The following is a 21480-nucleotide window of genomic DNA, read 5'->3' as shown; positions in this document are numbered from 1 at the left end:
CGCCATGACTGAGATCATCCGCTATCCCCATCACGGCATCAGTGTGCTGCCCGTGGGCATCGACCAGCTCGGCGAATGCCCCTTGTGGGACAGCCGCGAGCAGGCGCTCTACTGGGTCGACAGCAAGGGCCGTGAGGTCAAGCGCCTGGTGCCGGCCACGGGCGAGTTCAAGCGCTGGTCCGTGCCGTCGGACGTGGGCTCGATCGCGCTTGCCGACGGCAAGAGCGTAGTGCTGGCCCTGGAAGACGGCTTTCACCAGCTGGATCTCGCCTCCGGTGAGGTTCGCCTGCTCGCCGAGGTCACGCATCCTGCATCGGCCATGCGCTTCAACGACGGGCGCTGCGATCGCGGCGGCCGCTTTCTCGCCGGATCCATGGTGGTGGGGCACGCCAGCCGCGAGGCCGGACTGTACCGGCTTGATGCGAGTGGCCGCGCCGCGCTGCTCGATGGCGACATCGCCATCTCCAACAGCCTGTGCTTCAGCCCCGCGGGCGATCGCCTCTATTACAGCGACAGCCTGGCGCACGCGGTCTACGCCTATGACTACGACTCTGCCAGCGGGCGCATCGGCCAACGCGACGTGCTCATCGACACCGCGCCGTTCGGCTCGGTGCCTGATGGCGCCACCGTCGATGCGCAAGGTCATCTGTGGGTGGCGTTGGTGCAGGCCGGCCGCGTCATGCGCTTCGATCCCTCGGGCAAGGCTGTTGGTGAAGTCCTGTTCCCGGTGACCCATGTGTCGTGCCCGTGCTTTGGCGGGCCCGAACTGGACATTCTTTACGTCACGTCCATCCGCAACTCCGGCAATCTGGTGGTGGACGACCATCCCTACAGTGGCAGTGTGTTCGCCGTGCACGGCCTGGGCGTGCGTGGTCTCGAGGAGGGGCGCCATGCCCAATAGCATTCTGGAACCCCGCCTGGCGGGCAAGGTCGCGCTGGTCACCGGCGCTGCGCGCGGCATCGGCCGGGAAATCGCGTTGCGTCTGGCGCGTGAAGGTGCCGCTGTCGGCGTGCTCGATCTGAAAGCGGAACTCGCCGAGGACACGGTCGACACCATCGTCCAGGCGGGTGGCCGCGCGCGTGCCTTTGCCGGCAACGTCGCCGAGCGCCAGTCGCTCGTCGATGCGGTGGCCGCGCTGGAAGCGGACTACGGCCGCTTCGACATCCTCGTGAACAACGCGATCTGGGTGCGCTATGGCCCGCTCGAATCGATCACGCAGGAAGCCCTGGACCGCATGCTTGCCACCGGCTTTTCCTCGATCGTGTGGGGCATGCAGGCCGCCGCGCCCGCCATGGTGCGCGCGGGCGGTGGCTCGATCATCAACATCGCGTCCGTTGCGGGCTATCTCGCCATGCCTGGCGCCCTCGTGTATTGCGGCGTCAAGGCCGGCGTCATGGGACTCACGCGCTCGGCCTCGGCAGAGCTCGGCCCGCAAGGCATCCGCGTGAACGCGATTGCCCCCGGATCGGTGCCGACCCCGGGGGTCGCCGTCAACGTGGACGAGACCAAGATGCAGGGCCGCATCGAGCGCACGCCCCTGCGGCGCCTGGGGCGCGTCCAGGATATCGCCGGCGCGGCGGCGTTCCTCGCGTCTGCGGATGCGGACTTCGTCACGGGCGAAGTGCTGTCCGTGGACGGCGGCATCACGCACGCCTTCAGCTAGCGGGCCACGCCGCACGCCGGCCGCCCCGTCGCGCATGCGCCGGCGGCGTGCCGGGGCGCGGGCCCCAGGAGACGCATTCTGTGAGTCAAGACTACATTCTCCAGGCCCAGGGCCTGACCAAGACCTTTGCCGGGTTCACGGCCGTCAGCGGCGTGAACCTGGACGTGCGCCGCCACGACATCCACGCGCTGATCGGCCCGAACGGCGCAGGCAAGACCACGTGCTTCAACCTGCTCACGCGGTTTCTCAATCCCACGTCCGGGCGCATTGTCTACAACGGCCGCGACATCACCAACACCAGCGCCGCACGCGTCGCGGACGCGGGCCTCGTGCGCTCATTCCAGATTTCCTCGGTGTTCTCCGGCATGTCCGTGCTCGAGAACGTGCGCGTTGCACTGCAGCGCGCGACCGGCCTGTCCACGAAGTTCTGGCTCTCCGAGCGCCGGCTCGCCCGGCTGGACGAACCGGCCCGGGCGTTGCTGGCCGACGTCGGTCTCGCAGCCGACGCGAACCGGCTCGCGGGCTCGCTTCCGTATGGAAGGCGTCGCGCCCTGGAGCTCGCGACGACGCTTGCGCTTGCGCCGGACATGATCCTGCTCGACGAGCCCATGGCGGGCCTGGGCCATGAGGACATCGATCCGGTGATGGCGCTCATCCGCCGCGCGGCCGAGGGCCGCACCGTGCTCATGGTCGAGCACAACATGCGGGTGATCGCCCAGCTGTGCGATCGCGTCACGGTATTGCGCGCGGGCGAGACGCTCGCCGAGGGCAGCTATGCCGAGGTCGCGGCCGATCCGCGGGTGATCGAAGCCTACGTGGGAGGCACGAATGACTGAATCCCTGCACACACCGACGGCGAGCGCCACGCCCGTGATCGCGGTGCGCGGCCTGACGGCGCGCTACGGCGATACCCAGGCGCTGCATGGCGTGGACATCGAGGTGCACCGCGGCGAGCTCGTCTGCCTCACGGGGCGCAACGGCGCAGGCAAGACCACGATCATGCGTTCGCTCATGGGTCTGGTCGAGCGCACGGGCAGCGTGACGTTCGACGGCACCGAGACCGTGGGCCGTCCACCCGAGGCGATCGCGCGGCTGGGCATGGCGTATTGCCCCGAAGAGCGCGGCATCTTCTCGAGCCTGTCGGTGGAGGAGAACCTGATGCTGCCACCCGTGCTGTTCCCGGGCGGCATGACCGTGGACGAGATCTACCGGCTCTTTCCGAACCTGGAGAGCCGCCGTCGCAGCCAGGGTACGCGACTCTCCGGCGGCGAGCAGCAGATGCTGGCGATTGCCCGCATCCTGCGCACGGGTGCGCGCACGCTGCTGCTCGATGAGCCCACCGAAGGGCTCGCCCCGGTCATCGTCAAGCGCATCGGCAGCGTCATCGCAATGCTGAAGTCGCAGGGCTACACGGTGCTCCTGGTGGAGCAGAACTTCCGCTTCGCCGCCAACCTCGCGGATCGCTTCTATGTGATCGAGGAAGGCCGTGTGTGCGCCGCCGTGAGCCGCGAGGAAGTGGCCGCCGATCCGGCGAGCATCGAACGACACCTCGGCATCTAGACCGAGTCACCCCAAAGGAGAAACCCCATGGCAGCGTTCTTCGCGGACGTCTCGCCGCAGATGTTGCTGGGCCAGATCTTTCTTGGCCTCATCAATGGCTCGTTCTACGCCCTCATGAGTCTGGGCCTGGCGATCATCTTCGGCATGCTGCACGTCGTCAATTTCGCCCACGGCGCCTTCTACATGCTGGGCGCCTACTGCGCCTGGGCCCTGCTCGAGTACCTGGGCGTGAACTACTGGGCGGCGCTCATCATCGCACCGGTCGTGGTGGCCGCCCTGGGCATCGCGCTCGAGAAGCTGATGCTGCGCCGGCTGTATCGCGTGGACTACCTCTATGCGCTGCTCATGACCTTCGGGCTCGCGCTCGTGATCGAAGGGCTTTTCCGCATCCAGTTCGGCACGAGCGGCAACGCCTACGCCAATCCGCTGCCGGGTGGCATGCGCCTGGGCATCGTCTTCCTGCCGTACTACCGGCTATGGGTGATCGCCGCTTCCATCATCGTGTGTCTGGCCACCTGGTTCGTGATCGAGCGCACGCGGCTCGGCGCCTACCTGCGCGCGGCCAACGAGAACCCGGATCTCGTGCGCGCCTTCGGTCTGAACGTGCCGCGCATGATGATGCTCACCTACGGGCTGGGCGTGGGGCTCGCGGGCTTTGCCGGCGTCATGGCCGCGCCCGTCTACCAGGTGAGCCCGCTCATGGGATCGAGCCTGGTGATCGTGGTCTTCGCCGTCGTGGTGATCGGCGGGATGGGCTCCATCCTGGGCGCCATCGTCACGGGCTTCGGGCTGGGCGTGGTCGAAGCCGTGAGCAACGTGTTCTATCCCGAGGGCGCCGGCATCGTCGTCTTTCTCATCATGATTCTGACGCTGGCCGTACGCCCCAACGGGCTCTTCGGCAAGGCACGCTAGGAGCGCCGCATGTCCAAACGTCCTCTGCTGATCGGGCTCGTGCTGCTGGCCGTGTGCGCAGCCGCGCCGTTCTTCTTCTACCCCGTCTTCCTCATGAAGGTGCTGTGCTTCGCCTTGCTGGCGTCGGCGCTGAACCTGCTCGTGGGCTACGTCGGTCTCCTGTCGTTCGGCCACGCCATGTTCTTCGGCGGCGCAGCCTACGTCGCGGGCTACACGATCAAGGTGTGGCATTGGGATCCGCTCCTCGCGATTCTTGCGGGGGGCGTCGTGGCCGGCCTCCTGGCGGGCTTCGTCGGGCTGCTCGCCATCCGTCGGCATGGCATCTACTTCTCGATGATCACGCTCGCCTTCGCGCAGCTCGTGTACTTCGTGTGCCTTCGGGTGCCAGCCACCGGCGGCGAGAACGGGATACAGGACATCCCGCGCGGCACGCTCCTGGGCTGGCTCGATCTGTCCGGCAACATGACCCTCTACTACGTGGTGCTCGCCATCACCGGTCTGGGCATCTTCCTCGTCTATCGGATCGTGCATTCGCCCTTCGGGCAGGTGTTGAAGGCGATCCGCGACAACGAGCAGCGGGTGGAATCCCTGGGCTATCCCGTGCGGGCCTACAAGCACCTGGCCTTCATGCTCTCGGGCGCGCTCGCGGGTGTGGCAGGCGCCACCAAGGTGCTCGTGTTCCAGATCGCCACCCTGCAGGACGTGATGTGGCACACCTCGGGCGAGGCTGTCCTCATGGTGATCGTGGGCGGCCTGCAGACGATGCTCGGTCCGCTCGCGGGGGCGCTCATGATCGTCTCCATGCACAACGCCATGGCGTGGATGGCCGAGTGGGTGCTCGTGATCCAGGGCGCCGTCTTCATTCTCTTCGTGATGCTGTGCCGCCGCGGCATCGTCGGTCAGATCGCCTGGTGGTGGCGTGACCGGGAACGCACGTCGTGAATCCCAGCCATGCCTTCATTTCATGAGGCACCCGGGTTAGTACCGATATTTTTATTAACCGGCCGGCAGGTAAGATTCAGCCATGGAAGCGCGAGCTGCCTGGCCGCGCATCGCAAGGAACCCCACCGTCATGTTGAAGTTGACTCCTGAAGAGGCTGCGTTCTGCGAAGAGGTCCGCGCCTTCTGCGCGCAGACCTTGACGCCGTCCATCACGGCACGCGTGCGCGCCGGGATGCGTCCCACGCCGGCAGACTGGCTGTACTGGCAGGCCGCCCTGCACGCGAAGGGCTGGGGCGCGCCGACCTGGCCGCGCGAGGCCGGTGGCACCGGGTGGTCGCATCGCCAGATCTATCTGTTCGACCGCGAAGTCGCCGCCTGCGACGGCCCGCCCCAGTTCCACCAGGGGCTCGAGCTCATCGGGCCCATCATTTACGCCTTCGGCTCCGAGGCCCTGAAGTCGCGGCTCCTGCCACGCATTCTCTCGGGCGAGGACTGGTGGTGCCAGGGCTACTCGGAACCGGGCGCCGGCTCCGATCTCGCGTCATTGCGCACCCGTGCCGAACGCGTGGGCGATCACTACGTGGTCAATGGCCAGAAGCTCTGGACCAGCTATGCGCAGCACGCCTCGATGATGTTCTGCCTGGTGCGCACGGAATCCGGCGGCAGCAAGCAGTCGGGCATTTCGCTGCTGCTCGTGGACATGAAGACGCCCGGCATCCGCGTGCAGCCGATCCGCACGCTGGATGAGCAGCACCACGTGAACGAGGTGTTCCTCGACGATGTGCACGTGCCGGTGGAGAACCTGGTGGGCGAGGAGGGCAAGGGCTGGAGCTACGGTAAGGTGCTGCTCGATCGCGAGCGCGCCATCACCATCAGCTACGGCCCCCGTCTGCTGCGTCAGCTCGCCTACGTGCGCGAAGCCGCGGCCCAGGTGGCCACGCCCACGGGCCCGCTGCTCGACGAGCCGGTGTTTCAGGCGCGCATCGCGCAGCTGGAGATCGAGATCCTCACGCTGGAGGCCATGGGCCTGCGCACGCTCGAGGAGATCCAGGAGGGCCTGGACTCCGGCCCGCGCGGCTCCATGATGAAGATCCGCTGGTCCGAGCTCCTGCAGACCATGACCGAACTCTGGGTGGAGGCGCTAGGCAGCGATGCCGAGCGTTTTGCCCGGCCTGGCCAGGGCCCCGGCGAGGACGACACGTTCGAGACGGCCGGCCCGATGCTCGCCTATCTGCACGGGCGCGTCACCACCATCTACGGCGGCTCCAACGAGATCCAGCGCAACATCATCGGCCGGCGCGCGCTCGGCCTGTAGGAATCCCATGATCTTCACGTTGACCTCCGAACAGCAGATGTTGCGCGACAGCGTCGCGCGCTTCGCCCGCGATCACTACGGCTTCGAGACGTGGCGCCGCCAGGCCCAGGCCGACCAGGGCTTCGACCCGCGCCACTGGCAGCACATGGCCGACATGGGCTGGCTCGCGCTCGGCCTGCCCGAGGACGTGGGCGGCATGGGCGGCACGGCCAAGGACGTGATGGTGCTGATGGAGGAGCTGGGCCGTTGCCTGGCGCTCGAGCCCTACGTCTCGACCTGCGTGCTCGCCGCCTCGGTGCTGGCCCGGGCGGGCTCTGCCGAAGCGCGCGGCCTGTGCGAGCGCATCGCCACCGGCGCGGCGCGCGTGGCGGTCGCCAGCGAGGAGGCCGACGCCCGCTTCGATCCGGCCCACGTGCGCACGACGGCGTCGCCCAGCGGCGATGGCTTCGTCCTGTCGGGCGAGAAGTCCCATGTGCCGGACGCCGATACGGCCGGTCATCTCATCGTGTCCGCCCGCACGGCGGGCGCCGCGGGCGACGCCCAGGGCATCACGCTCTTTCTCGTGCCGGCCGAGGCCGATGGCGTGCACATCGACACCTGGCGCGGCGCGGATTATCTGCGCGCAAGCCGCGTGACGCTCCAGGGCGTGCGCGTATCGGAAAGCCAGGCCCTGGGCCCCGTGGGCGGTGGCCTCGCGCTGCTGGATGAAGCCCGCGATCGCGCCGCGCTGATGCGCATGGCCGAGGCGCTGGGGGCCATGGACGAGGCGCGCGACATCACGCTCGCCTACCTGAAGACGCGCGAGCAGTTCGGTCGCAAGATCGGCGTGTTCCAGGCCTTGCAGCATCGCATGGTGGACATGGCGATCGCCTGCGAGGAGGCGCGCGCCATCGTGTATGCCGCAGCCGCCCAGATCGACGAGCCCGCGCCCGTGCGTGCGCGCGCCGTGTCCGCGGCCAAGGTGCAGGTGGGCCGGAACGCGATGTACGTGGGTCACCAGGCCGTGCAACTGCATGGCGGCATCGGCACCAGCGACGAACTCATCATCAGTCACTACCTCAAGCGCCTGGGTCGTATCGACGCGGCGTACGGCAATCCGGCCTTCCACCTGGCGCGCTTTGCGGCGCACCCGGTGCAGTAACCCCATTCCTGCATGCCGACATCCCTCAGGAGCCTGTCATGACTGTCCGCATTGCCCGCCGTCTGTGCGTTCTTGCGCTGAGTGCTGCCACCCTGGGGGCCGTCGTGCCGCTGGCCGCGCATGCCGCCGCAGGCAACTGGCCCGACCGGCCCGTGAAGCTCGTGGTGCCGTTCCCGCCCGGTGGCGGCTCGGACACCGTGGCGCGCATCGTGGCCAAGTCGCTCTCCGAGCGCATCGGCCAGGCCGTGGTGGTGGACAACCGCGCGGGCGGTGGCGGCACCGTGGGCGTGGGCTCGGCGCTCAAGTCGCCGGCGGATGGCTACACGCTCATCTGGTGTTCGCCGGCGGCGCAGTACCTGGCGCCCTCGGACGTGCCCTACAAGCCATTCGAGGATCTGACGCCCGTGAGCCTGGCGGTGGAGGCCACCTATCTCCTGGTGACCTCGCCGGATTCGCCCTACAAGACACTGCCGGACGTGATCGCCGCGGCCAAGAAGAATCCGACCGCGATCAACTACGCCACGGCGGGCGCCAATGGCCATGGCCGTCTCATGGGCGAGTACATGAAGATGCTGGGGGGCTTCGACATGCAGGCGATCCCGTTCACGGGGGAAGGTCCGGCCATGATTGGGGTGATCGGGCAGGAAGTGCAGATCGGTTTCATCAGCAGCGCCGCGTCCTGGCCGCAGGTGCAGTCGGGCAAGATGCACGCCATCGCGAACACCTCGGCCAAGGCGTTCCCTGGCATCCCCGAGAGCATCGCCCCGGTGTCCCGGACGCTGCCGGGTTATGACGTGACCGCGATCAACTACGTCGCGGTGCGTACCGGGACGCCGCCCGAGATCGTGCAGAAGGCGAGCGAAGCCCTGCAGGCGGTGCTCGCCGATCCGGAGGTCAAGGCGCAGATCGCCAAGCTGGGCGTGATCGCCCAGGGCAGTACGCCCGATGCCTTGGGCGCGCGTGTGAAATCCGAATACGAGCAGTGGCGCGACGTGCGCAAGCAAGCCGGTCTGCCGGATTGAGGCTCGCCATGGCTGACAACGCATCCTATGCCGTGGTGACGGGCGCGGCGCGCGGCATCGGCCTCGCGGTGGCCGAAGCGCTCGCACGCCAGGGGCACGCCGTCATCGCCCTGGACCTCGATCCGCAATCGGTCGAAATGGCGGCCGCTGAGCTACGCGGCCAGGGGCTGAATGTGCGCGGTGAAGCGCTCGACATCCGTGATCGGGACGGCGCCAAGGCGCTCTTCGACCGCCTGGGGGGCGAGCTGCGCGTGCTCGTGAACAACGCGGGCGTGGCCTCGCCGCTGCTGGGCTTCGAGGCCATCACAGCCGACGCCTTTGCGCGGATGATCGACATCAACGTGCGCGGCACCTTCGTCATGGCGCAGGAGGCCGTGCGGCACATGCGGCCCGGTGCCAGCATCGTCAACGTGGCGTCGCGCGGCTATCTGGGCGGCGCAGGCTCCTCGCACTACGTGGCGAGCAAGGCCGCCGTCGTCGGGCTGACCCGCGCGATGGCGGTCGAGTTGCGCTGGGCGGGCATCCGCGTGAATGCGGTCGCGCCGGGCATGGTGCAGACGCGCATGATCGACGATTTCACCGACGACATGCGGCGCGCCTGGTGAGCCGCGAACCCGATGGCAAGCCGCTGTCGCCCGCGCAGATCGCCGCCGCCGTGGCGTTCCTCGCCTCGTCCGCCGCCGATGCCGTCAACGGCCAGGTGCTGCTGGCCGACAACGGCAAGTCCATCGGCGTGCCGATGTACTGAGCCGCGTCACGACTCTGGAGCCACTTTCCATGCCACACGCCGATCCTCGTCCCGCCGCGCTGCTCGTTGGCGCGGATCTGCCCTTTGGCAGCGACATCGCCCGCGCGCTGGACGCCGCGGGATTCGACGTCGTCGCCCCGGGCGTGCCCGCGAGCCTGACGCCAGGCCTCACCTGGCTCGGGCCGATCCCGAACGACGATCTGGCCGCGGGAGTGCCCGCCGAGATCGCCGCCCGGCTCGACGTGCTCGTCATCAACGCGCCCGTGCAGCAGGCGGGCCTGCGCTTTCTCGAGGTCAGCGACGCGGCCTTTGCGTGCGCGATGCAGCGCCAGTTGCTGGGCCCGGCCGCCTGGGTGCGCGCGTGCCTGCCCTGGCTCAAGACGCAGGCGGGGCGCATCGTGCACGTCGGCTCGCGGGGTGCGCAGGGCGCATGGGGTGGTGCGCACGATATGGCCGGCAGCGCCGGCATCGTCGGCCTTACCCGTTCGCTTGCCCTGGAGTTCGCCGAGCACGGCGTGCGCGCCAATGCCGTGGCGGCCGATTTCGTGCCGGCCGACGGCGCGCCGGCCCAGGCCGACGCCGTGGCGCGCGCCGTGGTCTACCTCGCCCAGCCTGGCGAGGGCCCGAGCGGGCATACCGTATTGATCGATGGCCTGCGCAGCCTTCGCCTGTCCGAGGCACGGCGCCGCTGAGCGCCTGCCCACCCCTTTCCCTGGAGACAACATGAGCCACATCCGTCTGGACATTCGTGACCACATCGCCGTCATCACGCTGGATTCGCCGCCCGTCAATGCGGTCTCGGCACCCTTCATGGAGGAGATGATCCGAGCGATCGACACGCTCAACGATCTGGACGAGGTCCGTGTCGGCGTGATCACGGGCGCTGGCAAGGTCTTCTGCGCCGGTGCGGACATCAAGTCGCGCGCCACGGCCACCTTCGAGCCGGGTGAGCGTTGGGCTCACTCGCGCCGTGCGCGCGAGATGAGCTACTCGATGATCGAATGCAAGAAGCCGCTCATTGCCGCGATCAACGGGCCGGCGCTGGGCGCGGGCCTGGGCATCGCCGCCTCCTGCGACATCCTGCTGTGCTCGGACAACGCGGTCATCGGGCTGCCGGAAGTCGACGTCGGCCTGATGGGCGGGGGCAAGCACACCATGCGCATCTGCGGCCATTCGCTCACGCGGCGCATGATGATGACGGGCTATCGCGTCCCAGGTGCCGAGCTGTATCGCCGGGGTATCGTCGAGGCGTGCGTGCCGCGCGAGGAACTGATGCCGCTCGCCATGGCCATGGCCTCGGAGATCGCGAGCAAGAGCCCGATCGCCACGCGCATGGCCAAGCACGCGGCCTCCACGATCGAGCACATGACGCTGCGCGACGGCTATCGCTTCGAGCAGAATCTGACGGCTGAGCTGTCCGGCACGAACGATTCGCGTGAGGCCATGCGTGCCTTTGCCGAGAAGCGCGCGCCGGTATTCACGGGTACCTGAGCGCACGCCGCGTTCAGCATCGTTCAACCGCCAAGCCGGCTGCGACCGGCGGCGAGAGGGTTAGAGGAGCAAGGCCAGTCATGGTGTGGAATATCGCGGACATCTTCGATGCGGTGGCTGCCGCCGTGCCGGGCGAGCGCCCGGCGGTCATCCAGGGTGAGCACGTCACGACCTGGGCGCAGTTCGACGTGCGCAGCAACCGTCTGGCGCGCCGCTTCCTGGCGGCGGGGCTGGTGCGGGGCGACAGCGTTGCGATGGTCAGCCGCAATCACCCCGCCTATCTGGAAGGCTTCGTCGCCTGCCTGAAGGCGCGGCTCGTGCCGGTGAACATCAACTATCGCTACCGCGCCGAGGAAGTGGCTTATGTCTGCCGTGATGCCGGCGTGCGCGGCGTGCTGTATCAGGCCGAGTTCGCGCCGCTCATGGCGGCCCTGCAGACGGCGATGCCGGAGATCCATACCTGGGTGAGCGTGGGGGGCACCGACGGCGTGGCGGGTGCCGTCGATTACGAGGCGTGGGCGGGTGACGGCGATGGCACGCCGCTCGAGATCACGCGTTCGCCCGAGGATCCCTTGCTGCTCTACACCGGTGGCACCACCGGCATGCCCAAAGGGGTCATCTGGCCCACTGGCAAGTACCGCGCGGCCCAGCTCGAATCGCCGCTCGTCGCGCGCAAGCCCGCGGATCTGGCTGAGCACGTCGCGATGGTCAAGGCCAATGCGGCGCCGGGGCGCACGTTGCCCGCCGGCCCGCTCATGCATGGCACGGGATTGAACAGCGCTCTGGGCGAACTCATGAATGGCGGCACCGCCGTCATCCTGCCCGCCACGCGCTTCGATGCCGACGGTCTCTGGCAGGTGGTGCAGGATCAGCAGGTCACGCGCGTGTCCATCGTCGGGGATGCGTTCGCGCGCCCGATGCTCGATGCCCTGGAGGCTGCGCCCGGGCGCTACGACCTCTCCCGGTTGAAGGTCATCACGTCGGCAGGGCTGATGTGGAGTCTGGAGGTCAAACAAGGGCTGCTGCGCCACGTGCCGCACGTGACGCTCTTCGATGCGCTCGGCGCGTCGGAGGCCTCCGGCATGGGCTACACCATCACTACGGTGGACAGTCAGATGCCCACGGGACGCTTTCTGCCCGGACGTCGGGTGGCGTTGCTGACCGAGGACGGTCGGCTGCTCGGTCCAGGCGTGCCCGGCGTGGGGCAGCTCGCGCAGGCCGAGCCGTTGCCGGCCGGCTATCTGGGCGATCCGGCCAAGACCGCGGCGGTCTTTCGCGAGATCGATGGCGAACGCTACTCGATTCCTGGCGACGTGGCCGAGCGTTTCGCCGACGGCACCATGACGTTGATCGGCCGGGGCAGCCTCGTCATCAACACCGGCGGCGAGAAGGTCTTCGTGGAAGAGGTCGAGGAGGCCGTCAAGCGGCTGCCGAGCATTGCCGACGCCATGGTGGTGGGCGTGGCGAGCGAGAAGTGGGGCAGCGAAGTGATCGCACTCGTGCGCCTGGCCCAGGGGGCCGTGGCGGACGAGTCGGGCTGGCGTCGCCTGCTCGATGCAGGCATGGCCAGCTACAAGGTGCCGAAGGCCTTGTTCGTGTGCGAGGACATGCCGCGGGGGGAGAACGGCAAGGGCGACTATCGCGCCGCGCGCGCCCTGGCCGAACGTCTGTACGCGGCGCGCGCAGCGGCATGAGGCGTCACGCCGGCCCGAGACGCTCGATATCGGGCAGGCGGTAGCTGCCGTCGAACCAGGCTGCGCGCGGCTGGTAGGCGCGCAGGCACAGATAGAAGCCGTCCGCCGGCGCCGGCAGCCAGTTGCCGGTATCTGTCGGCGGCGCGTGCTGGATCGTGAGCGTCACGCCGCCGTCGTCATCCCGGCGCAGGTGCTGGCTGCGGTCTCCGATGGCGTAGCGGTCCAGCACGTTGGGCACCAGCATGAAATCCGCGGTGCGGTACATCGTGAGCGACCAGAAGGCGTCCACGGGCGGCAGCATGCCGGGGGCGAAGCGCAACCGGTAGCGGTGTGCACCGGAGAGCGGCTCTCCGGAAGCATCCTCGTAAGCCATGGGATACACCGCCTCGGCGCTGCACAGCGCGCCGATGTAGCCGAGCGCAATGCGTGCGCGGGTGCGGTAATCGGTGCCGAAGCTCTCGGTCAGCAGGGCGGGCATGACCCAGCGGGACGTCGTCTCGGATGTCTCGGCCTCACGAGGCTGACGGCCCAGCCGGCGGGCGCTTTGGGCGAGCGCCTCGCGCGCGCGCAGGTATCCCGCCTGCACGGCGTCCCGATGCGCGGCCGACCCGGCGTTCGACGCCTCTGCCGGCGTGACGTCGCTGCCCAGCCCCAGGGGAGCTAGCTGCGCCACGAACGCCGCGTCCGCCGCTGGCGGCGGGTTCTCCCGCAGGCCTTCGGCCACGCGCGCAAAGTATGTCTGCGCGTCATCGGGCAGACCCCGCAGCACCGGGCCCACGTCGGTGGCGATGCCTGTCGTGTCCTCCCCGTGTGGCGTTGTCAGCGTGAACCCCGCCTGCACGGCCGCCGCCTGCGGCTGATCGTCCTCGCCGTCTACCAGCAGCCGTCCGATGATCCAGACCATGGGCGTAGGACAGCGTACCGGATGCATGCCGGGTGGCACGGTGCCTTCCCAGTCGGGGCCGCTCAGCCAGAACGCCTGAGCGCGGGTGCCGGTGGTGCGCCGTCCCAGATGGGCGAAGGGATTGGTGTAGGCATCGAGCAGGCCAAGCACGTAGTAGCGGTCTGCCGTGTCAGGCGCCTGCAGCACGAGCGGGCCTTGGCGCAGGTCGAGCCAGGCACTGCTGTAGAGCGTGTCGTAGTTCGGCGTCACGACGCGGCTCTCGCCCGCCTTGAGCAGCTGAGGCGAGTGCGCGAACGTGTTCAGCCAGCGTCGGGTGCCATCGCGCGTGTCGTCGGCAAAGCGCCCTTGCGAATTGCGGCGCGGGGCGGTTGCCGCGCGCATGCGCAGCATCTCGAAGAGTGGAAATGTATAGACAAAGGCGTCGGCGGCGAGTGTGCTCAACGTCTTGTCGGGGGCGGGTGTCGTCATGCGCTGGCCTCCTCGGGGCGCGGGTTCGCCGGTACGCGTTGGACTGGGGGAATCTGATAGGCGCGGCCCAACACGCGCTCGCCGGGACGGTACATGCGCAGGATCAGGTAGAAGGGGCCGGCGGGCGCGGGGAGCCAGTTGGCGGTACCGGCGGCGGGCGCAGCGTGCTGGATGTATAGCGTGAGCGAGCCGTCCGGGTGGTGTTCGAGCCCGCGCGTGCGATCGCCCAGGGCGTAGCGCGCGATCGGGTTGTCCACGAGGAAGAAGTCTTCGCCATACAGGGTCACCGACCAGAATGCGTCTGCAGGTGGCAACTCGCCGGCAGGAAAGTGCAGGATGTAGTCGTGCTCGCCGGACAAGGGCGCCCGGTCCGCATCGAAATCGGCCAGCGCGTAGACGGCCTCCGTGCCGGCGAGTGCGCCCAGCCCCTTCATCGCGGTCGCTGCCCGCAGGCGATAGTCGTCACCGTAGACCCCCAGGCGCAGGCTCAGGCCCCAGGGCTTGGCGCGGGCGCTGCGGGTGGCGGCGAGGATGATGTCGCGCGCGTCGTGCGCGGCCCAGGCCAGCGCCTGGCGCACATCGGGGGCGAGGGCGTCGGGCATGAACGGCACCCCGGGGCGTATGCCGATCGCCCGCCACAGTGCCACGAGACCTCGCTCGGATTCGGCCACCGGGAAGTCCGTGAGGCCGCGGGCCAGGTTGCCGAAGAAGGCGAGCGGGTCCGCGCCGTCATCGTAGGCGGTGACGCTGGCCGGTGCTCGTGCCGGGCGCCCATCGGCCGGGTGCAGCGCGAAGCCTTGCTGTAGCGCCTGAGCGGCGGCGAGATCGCTCGCGTCGTCCACCAGGATGCGGCCGATCAGCCACACGAGATCCGTCGGCGCATGAATGACCTGCACGTCGGCGGGCAGATCGCCATGCCAGTCGGGGCCGACGATGGCGTGCCGCGACGTCCCCGCGCCGCCTGCCTCGGGTCCGATGTTGCACCAATTGTTGGTATGGGCGTCCAGCAAGGCCATCACGAAGTAGCGGCCGGTGGGGGCGGGCACGTCCAGGTAGACGGGGCCGTCGGCGAGGTGGACCCACGCGGTGGAGTACAGCAGGTCATTGGCGGGTGTCACCACCCAGCGATCGTGGTGCGTGCTGGGCTGCGTATCGTGATGCAGCTGATTGACGGGCGTGTCGGCCTCGGCGAGCCGCGCCGCGCAGGTGCGTAACGTCTCGACCAGCGGATAGCCCCAGATCCAGCAGGGAAGGGCGACGGCGTAGGCTTCGCGAGCAGCGTGCGAGAGCAGCGTGCGGTGATCGGTCATGGCGTCCCCTGGACTCAGTCGATGCGGATGCTGGCCGCCTGGATGACCTTGCCCCAGGTGTCGATGTCGCGCGCAATGGTCTGGGCAAAGCCCTCCGGCGTCTTGAGCGGTGGCTCGGCCATGTTGAACTGGCGAAAGCGCTCGAGCATCTCCGGATCCTGCAGGATGGCGTTGACCGCGGCGTTGAGCTTCTGCACGATGGGTTGGGGCAGGTCTTTCGGTCCCAACAGGCCGTACCAGGCGTCGGCGTTGTAGGTGAGGCCAAGCTCGTTCAGGGTGGGCACGTCGGTCGTCACCGCGCCCCGCCGCGTGCCGCTCGTCGCGAGCGCCACGATGTCACCCGTCTGCAGCATGGGCAGCGCCGTGGTGCTGTCGACGAAGGCAATGGACAGGCGCCCGCCCTTCAGGTCGATCAGCGTGGGCATCACACCCTTGTAGGGCACGTGCTGCAGGCTGATCCCCGTCTGCTGCTTGATGCTCTCCATGGCGATGTGCCCCCCCGAGCCGGCGCCCCAGCTGCCGTAATTGTAGGCATCAGGCTTGGCTTTCACCTGGGCGACGAGCTCGGCAAAGGTGCGGGCAGGGAAGTCGCGCGAGACGACGAGCAGATTGCCGCCCGCGCCGATCTGCGCGATGGGCGTGAGGTCCTTCTGCGGATCGTGCGGCATCTTCGGCATGAGCCAGCGGTTGCCGACGATGGAGGCCGCATAGGTGAAGAGCAGGGTATAGCCATCGGGCGCGGCGCGCACCACCGCCTCGTTGCCGATCATGCCGTTGGCGCCGGGCTTGTTCTCGGCGACGATGGATTGGCCGATCTGGGCACTGAGCTTCTCGGCGAAGACACGCGCGAAGGTGTCCGTGCCGCCGCCAGGCGCCGAGGCGATGACGAGCTGGATGGGCCGCGCCCGCGGCCAGGGCTCCGCCGCCTGCAGCGTGCCGGCAAGGCACAGGGCGCCGGCGACGGCGAGGAATGCGCGGGAAGTGAACCTCATGATGGTCTCTCCTGATCCTGCGGGCAACGACGATGAGGCGCAAGCCTCGGGAACGGTCAGCCGGCGGTGCCGGCCACGATCAAGGCGTCCAGCGCGAGCCCGCCCTGACCCGCCGGGAGCGCGACGAAAGGATTGATATCGATCGATGCGACGTCCGGCCGTGCGCAGGCGAGGTGCGAGAGAGCAACCAGCGCGCGAACGATCGCGGCGATGTCGGCAGGTGGGCGCCCGCGATGGCCGGTGAGCCGGGGGTAAGCGCGGACTTCCTGAATCATGGCCAGCGCGTCAGCGTCGTTCAGCGGCGCAGGTCGAAGGCTGACGTCGCGCTGCAGCTCGACGTCGACGCCACCCAGCCCGAACAGCACCATGGGACCAAAGACCGGGTCGCGCTGCATGCCGAGGATGCACTCGACGCCGCCCTGCACGAGCGGTGCGACGAGGACGCCCGTCACGCGTGCCCCGGGCGCCGCCGCCTGCACCTGCGTCAGCATCGCGGCATGGGCAGCCTGCACGGCCGCGGCGTCCGCGAGTCCGAGGCGAACGCCCCCCACGTCGCTCTTGTGCGCAATGTCGGGTGAGACGATCTTCATGGCCACGGGGTAACCGAGCGTGTTCGCCGCGCGGGCCGCCGCGTCGGCATCGTGGGCGACGCGAAAGGGCATCACGGGGATGCCTGCGTCGCTAAGCCAGGCGAGGGCCTCGGGCTCGGTCGCAGGCAGTGGCCCGGGAGCCGTCGGTGCCGCGATATGGACGGCGGCGGTGTGCGTGCGGCGCTGATGCGCTGCCACGAAGGCCAGCCCGGCCAGGGCGCGCACGGCCGCGCTGGGGTCCGCGAAAGCGGCCACGCCCGCAGCCTGCAAACGGGCGAGCCGCTCGGCGCTGAAGAGACTGCAGAAGACCACGGCACGGTCGGGATAGTCGCGGGACAGCCCTTCGGCCATCGCTTCCAGGCGCGGCCACAACGCATCCGACAGGCCGCCGGCGGCCAGGAACACCAGCAGGCTCCCGTAGCCGCCGTCGGCCAGCATGCGCCGCGCCGTTTGCTCGATGAGCTCGGGCTGGGCTGTCACCTGGCCCGTGATGTCCACGGGATTGCCGGGCGCAGCGAACGGCACCTGCGCGCGGATCCACGCTTGCGCCTCGGCCGGCATGGGCGAGATCGTCAGGCCAGCCAGGCTTGCATCGTCGGCCATCAACGCGCCGACGCCACCCGACACCGTCAGGAGCCCGATGGTGTCGTTGGAAGGGCGCGGCGCGAGGGCGAGCAGATGGCCCACGTTGAAGAACTCGTCGATGCTGTGTGCGCGCCACACGCCGTCGGCACGCAGCACCGCGTCGTACACCGCATCGTCGCCTGCCAGCGAGGCCGTGTGCGAGGCGGCAGCGCTTGCCCCTTGCGCGGTGCGGCCCACCTTGACGGCCACCACGGCCTTGCCGGCATCACGCGCGGCGCCGAGCGCCGCGCGCAGGCGGGCACCGTCACGGCAACCTTCGAGGTAGACGAGGATCACGCGGGTGCTCGCGTCGCGGGCGAGCCAGGCGATGCCGTCGGCCACCTGGACGTCGGCCTCGTTGCCGGTCGTGATCCAGTAGGACAGACCCAGTCCGCGCGCGCGAGCAAGCGCATAGGCATAGGCGCCGAAGGCGCCGCTCTGGCTCACGACCGCCAGCGATCCGGCCGGTGCGGCACCCCCCATCACGACGGGCGAGAAGGTGGCGTACAGGTGCTGGGCCACATTCATGAAACCCAGGCAGTTCGGCCCCAGCAGACGGATGCCGTTGGCCCGGGCTCGCGCGGCGAGCCGGGCCTGTTCGGCGGCGCCCTCGGCATCGACTTCGGCATAGCCCGCCGAGAACATCACGAGATTGCCGACCTGTGCGGCGATGGCGTCGTCCAGGGCCGCGGCCACGTGCTGCGCGGGCACCGCGATGATGGCCAGATCGATCGGCTCGCCGACCGCGGCCAGACTCGGCCAGGCACGCAGGCCCTGCACGGTGTCGCGTGCGGGGTTGATCGGCAGGATGCGGCCCGTGAACCCCTGGCGCAGCAGATAGCTGATCGGGATGGCGCCGATCTTCATCGGCGTGTCCGAGGCCCCGACCACGGCAACGCTGCGGGGCGTGAAGAGACGGTCGAGCGACGCGAAGGTCATGGGGATTCCGGAGCGGGGATCAACGCAAGCCGAGTTCGACGGCGGAGCCGTCTTCCAGGCGATTGGCCACGGCGTGATAGAGGCTGCGCGACACGAAGCTCGGCACCTGGCGGGCGCGTTCGCGCAGCCATTGCGCCTTCAAGGTGCGAGCCTCGCCGATCTCTGGTGCCGCACCCGGCGCGGTGGCCAGCAGGTCGATGACATGCAGTGCCAACTGCGTCTGGCCTTGCTCGGCCAGCGCGCGAGCCGCGCGGATCACGGCCGGCTTGTCCGCGATGGCGTCGGCCATGGCCTGTGCGGCCGCCTCGGGCGGGCTGGGATGCAGGCTCGTCGCATTGCGGTCCCACCAGCCGTTCTCCGAACGGTAGATGTCACGGGCGATGTAGCTCGGGTCGCCGTAGGTGGCGCGCATCCAGGGCACATCGAAGAGCTCGGGTGGCCACTGCAGATGGGCCAGGAGTTCACGTTCGCCCATGCCCAGATTGATGAGGCGCAGCACTTCGGCATGCAGCCAGCGCAGGGCGCGGGCGGTGCCGCCCAGCACCGTCTGGATCTCGGCTTCGCCGTGCAGCGTGTCGCCGAATTCGCGCACGACGGTCACCGGCTGCAGCGCGGCCAGGCGCTCGAGCGTGTCGGCCCAGCGCAGCGTGTCGCGCATGGTGCGCAAGGGCGTGCCGATGTTCGGAATGGCGTCGATGATGGCCGGTCCGCCATAGAGCACGCGACGGCCCGGGATCCACACCGCGATCGCGTCATCGGTCTCCGAGGGCGCCCACAGCAGATGAACGGCGCGTTCGCCGTGGCCGAGGACAAGGCGGTCGTCGAATACCTCGTGCGGATCATGCACGGGCAGCTTGCCCTCGAGGCTGCGAGCCGGTGATCGGAACTGCATCTCCGCCAGCCGCTCCTGCAGGGGCATCGTGGCGCGATAGCGCGCATGACGGCGAGGTACGTTGGCGTGGGCAATGACGCGTGGCGGGCGGTGGCCCCGATCGGCGGCATCGGCGAGCCAGAGCGGCAGGCCTGCGTTGTAGCCCAGATGCCCGTGGCTGTAGACGATGGCCGCGAGCGGCGCGTCTGTGGCCGTGCGCAAGGCCGCGATCATGCCGCGCGTCACCTTGCCGCCGGGTCCCGTATCGACAAGCACGAGTCCCTCGTTCAGGCGCGCAACCAAGGACTGGCCCTGGCCGTGCAGAATCCAGCTGTCCGCGTCCAGCGGCTCCAGGCCGGCGCGGGAGACGAGAGCATTCAGGCCCGGCGTTTCTGGAAAATTCATGCGTCCCGTCTCCGGTTAATGCACAAGTTTTAATTAATCTATGTGCATTATCCACTGACGTCAACGCCGGGTTTTCCCGTGCGAGCGTGTGGGCAACGTGACGAGCGCTCATGAAAAAAGCCCGCCGAAGCGGGCTTTCTGTCGCGCCTGCAAGGCAGGCGCTGGACACGGTACGCTTATTGCGACATCGTGCCGGTGGTGCCCCCCGCAGCAGGAGCCGGGGTGGTCGTGGCCGGAGCCGAATCCATCGGGGCCGTATTCTGAGGCGCCGGGGAGGGCATCGTCACCGCACCATCGTTGGCAGCCGGGGCGCCGGTCATCGATGCCGGATCGTCTGCGCGGTCGCAGGCGGCCAGGGCGGCGGAGGCGGAGAGCAGGACGGCGAGAATCAGAGGCTTCTTCATGGTGGTCTTCTCCTTCGAGGTCGTCTGGAATTCAGTGACTGTTGACTGGTGACTGCATGGTTCCCATGGTACGGACGCCGCCGGGTTTTGTCCTCTGTTGTAAGGTTAACGTAAGTATTTAGTGGGTAAGAATGTAACGAGGCAGGTGCTCCGCGGTATTTTTCGAGCGAGCCATAAGCTAATGATTCAGAAGCTTATTTTGAGTTTGCCAAGGGCGCCGTCGCCGGTTGATCCGTAATGTCTCGATGAAAAAAGCCCGCTTCCACGCGCTGGAAACGGGCTTTTTGACGTCGTGGCGTCAGGTTTCTGACACCGGCAACACTCACCGAGCATCGTCCGGCACCCAGTGCAGCCACCCTGCCTCGCGCCATGTCTCGAGCGCCTCGCGCTCGGCCTCGCTGGGCGCGCGGCCCGCGCAGGCGAGTCGTCGCGTATCGGCCAGCGCCCGCAGCCGGGCGGATGCCGGCGCCTCGGCCGGCTCCCCATTGATGAAGAGCTTGCGGCCCGTATAGAGCACGCGTGTGCTGCGTGCAAGGACGAGCGTGCCTGACTGCGGCCAATCCGCGTCCAGCGGCGAGCAGTCCGCGTCGGCAGGCTCGAACACCACGCCGGGCTTGGGTTCGGACAGATACGCACCCAGAAAGTCCGCCGCGAGGGCGCGGTCAAGGCGCACGGCTGCGAAGGCGGTCAGCGCTTCGTCGACGAGTGCCTCAGGCAAGGCTGCCGGCGTCGCCGTAGCGGGCTGGGATGCGTCCCGGTACAGGCGTTCGCCCGCCGTGGCAGGCATGCCGGGCAAGGCGTCGGCGGCGGCTTCCAGCAGGCCGCGGGCAAGTTCTGCCCGGCGCGGTGCGCGAAATCCGATCGAGATCGTCATGCAGTCGGGATCCATGGCCACGCCGTCGTGAGCCACCTGGGGCGGCAAATACAGCATGTCTCCGGGCTCCAGCACGTACTCTTCCTCGGCCCGGAAATCCTGCAGGATGCGCAGCGGCACATCGGGTTGGAGCTCGAGATCCTTCTGCTGGCTGATGCGCCAGCGACGGCGCCCGGCCGCCTGGAGCAGGAACACGTCATAGCTGTCGACGTGCGGCCCCACGCCGCCACCGGTGCCGGCGATGCTGATCATGGCATCGTCCAGACGGGCGTCAGGTACGAAGCGGAACCGATCGCGCAACGCTGCAATGGCATCGTCGTGCAGGTCCACGCCCTGCACGAGCAGCGTCCAATCGGGTTCGCTCGCCTTGGGCAGGCGCGAGAACGGGCCGTGTTCCATCGCCCACTCGCCATCCTCGCGCCAGATCAGCCGGGATTCGACGTCATCCTCGCGCGCCAGGCGGCGCAAGGCCGTCGCACGAATCGGGGCCCGCATGCCCGGGATCGCCTGGCGAATGAGGAGCGGCTTCTTCTGCCAGTGACGGCGCATGAAGTCGGCAGGGGAAAGGCCCCCCAGCAGGGGGGTGGGCTGATCTGGCGGCAGGAGAGCG

At 68.7% G+C, this 21480-nt stretch carries 19 protein-coding genes and 1 pseudogene; 13 read left to right on the top strand and 7 right to left on the bottom strand.

All coding sequences use genetic code 11. The annotated features are described in order from the left end of the window. Positions 1-4 precede the first annotated feature (4 nt). The 13 genes and pseudogenes from IMZ29_RS07670 to IMZ29_RS07605 all read left to right on the top strand — a co-directional run bounded on the left by IMZ29_RS07670 (position 5) and on the right by IMZ29_RS07605 (position 12489). Positions 5-901, top strand: coding sequence for an SMP-30/gluconolactonase/LRE family protein (locus tag IMZ29_RS07670; RefSeq protein ID WP_216182415.1), 897 nt, complete (start codon positions 5-7; stop codon positions 899-901). Beyond that, a complete protein-coding gene (locus IMZ29_RS07665) occupies positions 891-1664 on the top strand; it encodes an SDR family NAD(P)-dependent oxidoreductase (RefSeq protein WP_216182412.1) in 774 nt (257 codons plus the stop codon). Before IMZ29_RS07670 ends, IMZ29_RS07665 begins: the two co-directional genes overlap by 11 nt. An 80-nt stretch (positions 1665-1744) precedes the next feature. Next, positions 1745-2500 carry an ABC transporter ATP-binding protein gene (locus IMZ29_RS07660; protein ID WP_216182409.1) on the top strand — a complete coding sequence of 252 codons (756 nt, stop codon included), beginning with the start codon at positions 1745-1747 and terminating at the stop codon, positions 2498-2500. Continuing rightward, positions 2493-3224 (top strand): ABC transporter ATP-binding protein, encoded by a 732-nt coding sequence (locus tag IMZ29_RS07655; RefSeq protein WP_216182406.1) that lies wholly within the window; start codon positions 2493-2495, stop codon positions 3222-3224. The genes IMZ29_RS07660 and IMZ29_RS07655 overlap by 8 nt, the downstream gene beginning before the upstream one ends. A gap of 27 nt (positions 3225-3251) precedes the next feature. Next, a complete protein-coding gene (locus tag IMZ29_RS07650; protein ID WP_253206935.1) occupies positions 3252-4136 on the top strand; it encodes a branched-chain amino acid ABC transporter permease in 885 nt (294 codons plus the stop codon). A gap of 9 nt (positions 4137-4145) precedes the next feature. Beyond that, on the top strand, positions 4146-5078 hold the full coding sequence (locus IMZ29_RS07645; protein WP_216182402.1) for a branched-chain amino acid ABC transporter permease: 933 nt from the start codon (positions 4146-4148) through the stop codon (positions 5076-5078). Positions 5079-5208: 130 nt separating this feature from the next. Beyond that, a complete protein-coding gene (locus IMZ29_RS07640) occupies positions 5209-6393 on the top strand; it encodes an acyl-CoA dehydrogenase family protein (RefSeq protein WP_253206934.1) in 1185 nt (394 codons plus the stop codon). Positions 6394-6400: 7 nt separating this feature from the next. Next, complete coding sequence (locus IMZ29_RS07635) at positions 6401-7534, top strand: acyl-CoA dehydrogenase family protein (protein ID WP_216182396.1); 1134 nt, start codon at positions 6401-6403, stop codon at positions 7532-7534. Between the two features lie 38 nt (positions 7535-7572). Beyond that, positions 7573-8556: a Bug family tripartite tricarboxylate transporter substrate binding protein gene (locus tag IMZ29_RS07630; RefSeq protein WP_216182393.1), complete on the top strand. Its 984-nt coding sequence runs from the start codon at positions 7573-7575 to the stop codon at positions 8554-8556. Positions 8557-8564: 8 nt separating this feature from the next. Continuing rightward, a pseudogene (locus IMZ29_RS07625) lies at positions 8565-9304 on the top strand (SDR family NAD(P)-dependent oxidoreductase). Between the two features lie 29 nt (positions 9305-9333). Then, positions 9334-9996, top strand: a complete 663-nt coding sequence (locus IMZ29_RS07615) for an SDR family oxidoreductase (RefSeq protein WP_216182385.1) — start codon at positions 9334-9336, stop codon at positions 9994-9996. 31 nt (positions 9997-10027) lie between these two features. Then, positions 10028-10795: an enoyl-CoA hydratase/isomerase family protein gene (locus tag IMZ29_RS07610; RefSeq protein WP_216182382.1), complete on the top strand. Its 768-nt coding sequence runs from the start codon at positions 10028-10030 to the stop codon at positions 10793-10795. Between the two features lie 80 nt (positions 10796-10875). Beyond that, positions 10876-12489 carry an AMP-binding protein gene (locus IMZ29_RS07605; RefSeq protein ID WP_216182379.1) on the top strand — a complete coding sequence of 538 codons (1614 nt, stop codon included), beginning with the start codon at positions 10876-10878 and terminating at the stop codon, positions 12487-12489. A 4-nt stretch (positions 12490-12493) separates the two neighbouring features. Here IMZ29_RS07605 and IMZ29_RS07600 read toward each other — a convergent pair whose 3' ends face one another. From IMZ29_RS07600 to IMZ29_RS07570, 7 genes are all read right to left on the bottom strand, one after another. Beyond that, complete coding sequence (locus tag IMZ29_RS07600; protein ID WP_216182377.1) at positions 12494-13861, bottom strand: DUF1254 domain-containing protein; 1368 nt, start codon at positions 13859-13861, stop codon at positions 12494-12496. Further along, positions 13858-15171 carry a DUF1254 domain-containing protein gene (locus tag IMZ29_RS07595; protein WP_216182374.1) on the bottom strand — a complete coding sequence of 438 codons (1314 nt, stop codon included), beginning with the start codon at positions 15169-15171 and terminating at the stop codon, positions 13858-13860. The genes IMZ29_RS07600 and IMZ29_RS07595 overlap by 4 nt, the downstream gene beginning before the upstream one ends. A 14-nt stretch (positions 15172-15185) precedes the next feature. Next, positions 15186-16163: a Bug family tripartite tricarboxylate transporter substrate binding protein gene (locus IMZ29_RS07590; protein WP_216182371.1), complete on the bottom strand. Its 978-nt coding sequence runs from the start codon at positions 16161-16163 to the stop codon at positions 15186-15188. A 56-nt stretch (positions 16164-16219) separates the two neighbouring features. Further along, complete coding sequence (locus IMZ29_RS07585) at positions 16220-18316, bottom strand: acetate--CoA ligase family protein (RefSeq protein WP_216182369.1); 2097 nt, start codon at positions 18314-18316, stop codon at positions 16220-16222. Positions 18317-18335: 19 nt separating this feature from the next. Beyond that, the gene (locus IMZ29_RS07580) at positions 18336-19592 is read right to left on the bottom strand and encodes an alkyl sulfatase dimerization domain-containing protein (RefSeq protein ID WP_216182366.1); all 1257 of its coding nucleotides are present in this window, start codon (positions 19590-19592) and stop codon (positions 18336-18338) included. A 176-nt stretch (positions 19593-19768) separates the two neighbouring features. Next, on the bottom strand, positions 19769-19996 hold the full coding sequence (locus IMZ29_RS07575; protein ID WP_216182364.1) for a hypothetical protein: 228 nt from the start codon (positions 19994-19996) through the stop codon (positions 19769-19771). A 322-nt stretch (positions 19997-20318) separates the two neighbouring features. Further along, a complete protein-coding gene (locus tag IMZ29_RS07570; protein WP_371820159.1) occupies positions 20319-21473 on the bottom strand; it encodes a JmjC domain-containing protein in 1155 nt (384 codons plus the stop codon). Positions 21474-21480: the final 7 nt, after the last annotated feature.

The organism is Verticiella alkaliphila (genome assembly GCF_018904615.1).
GTDB classification, from domain to species: domain Bacteria; phylum Pseudomonadota; class Gammaproteobacteria; order Burkholderiales; family Burkholderiaceae_B; genus Verticiella; species Verticiella alkaliphila.
Note: the sequence above shows the minus strand (reverse complement) of the source record. Positions and strands in the feature narration are given on the sequence as shown.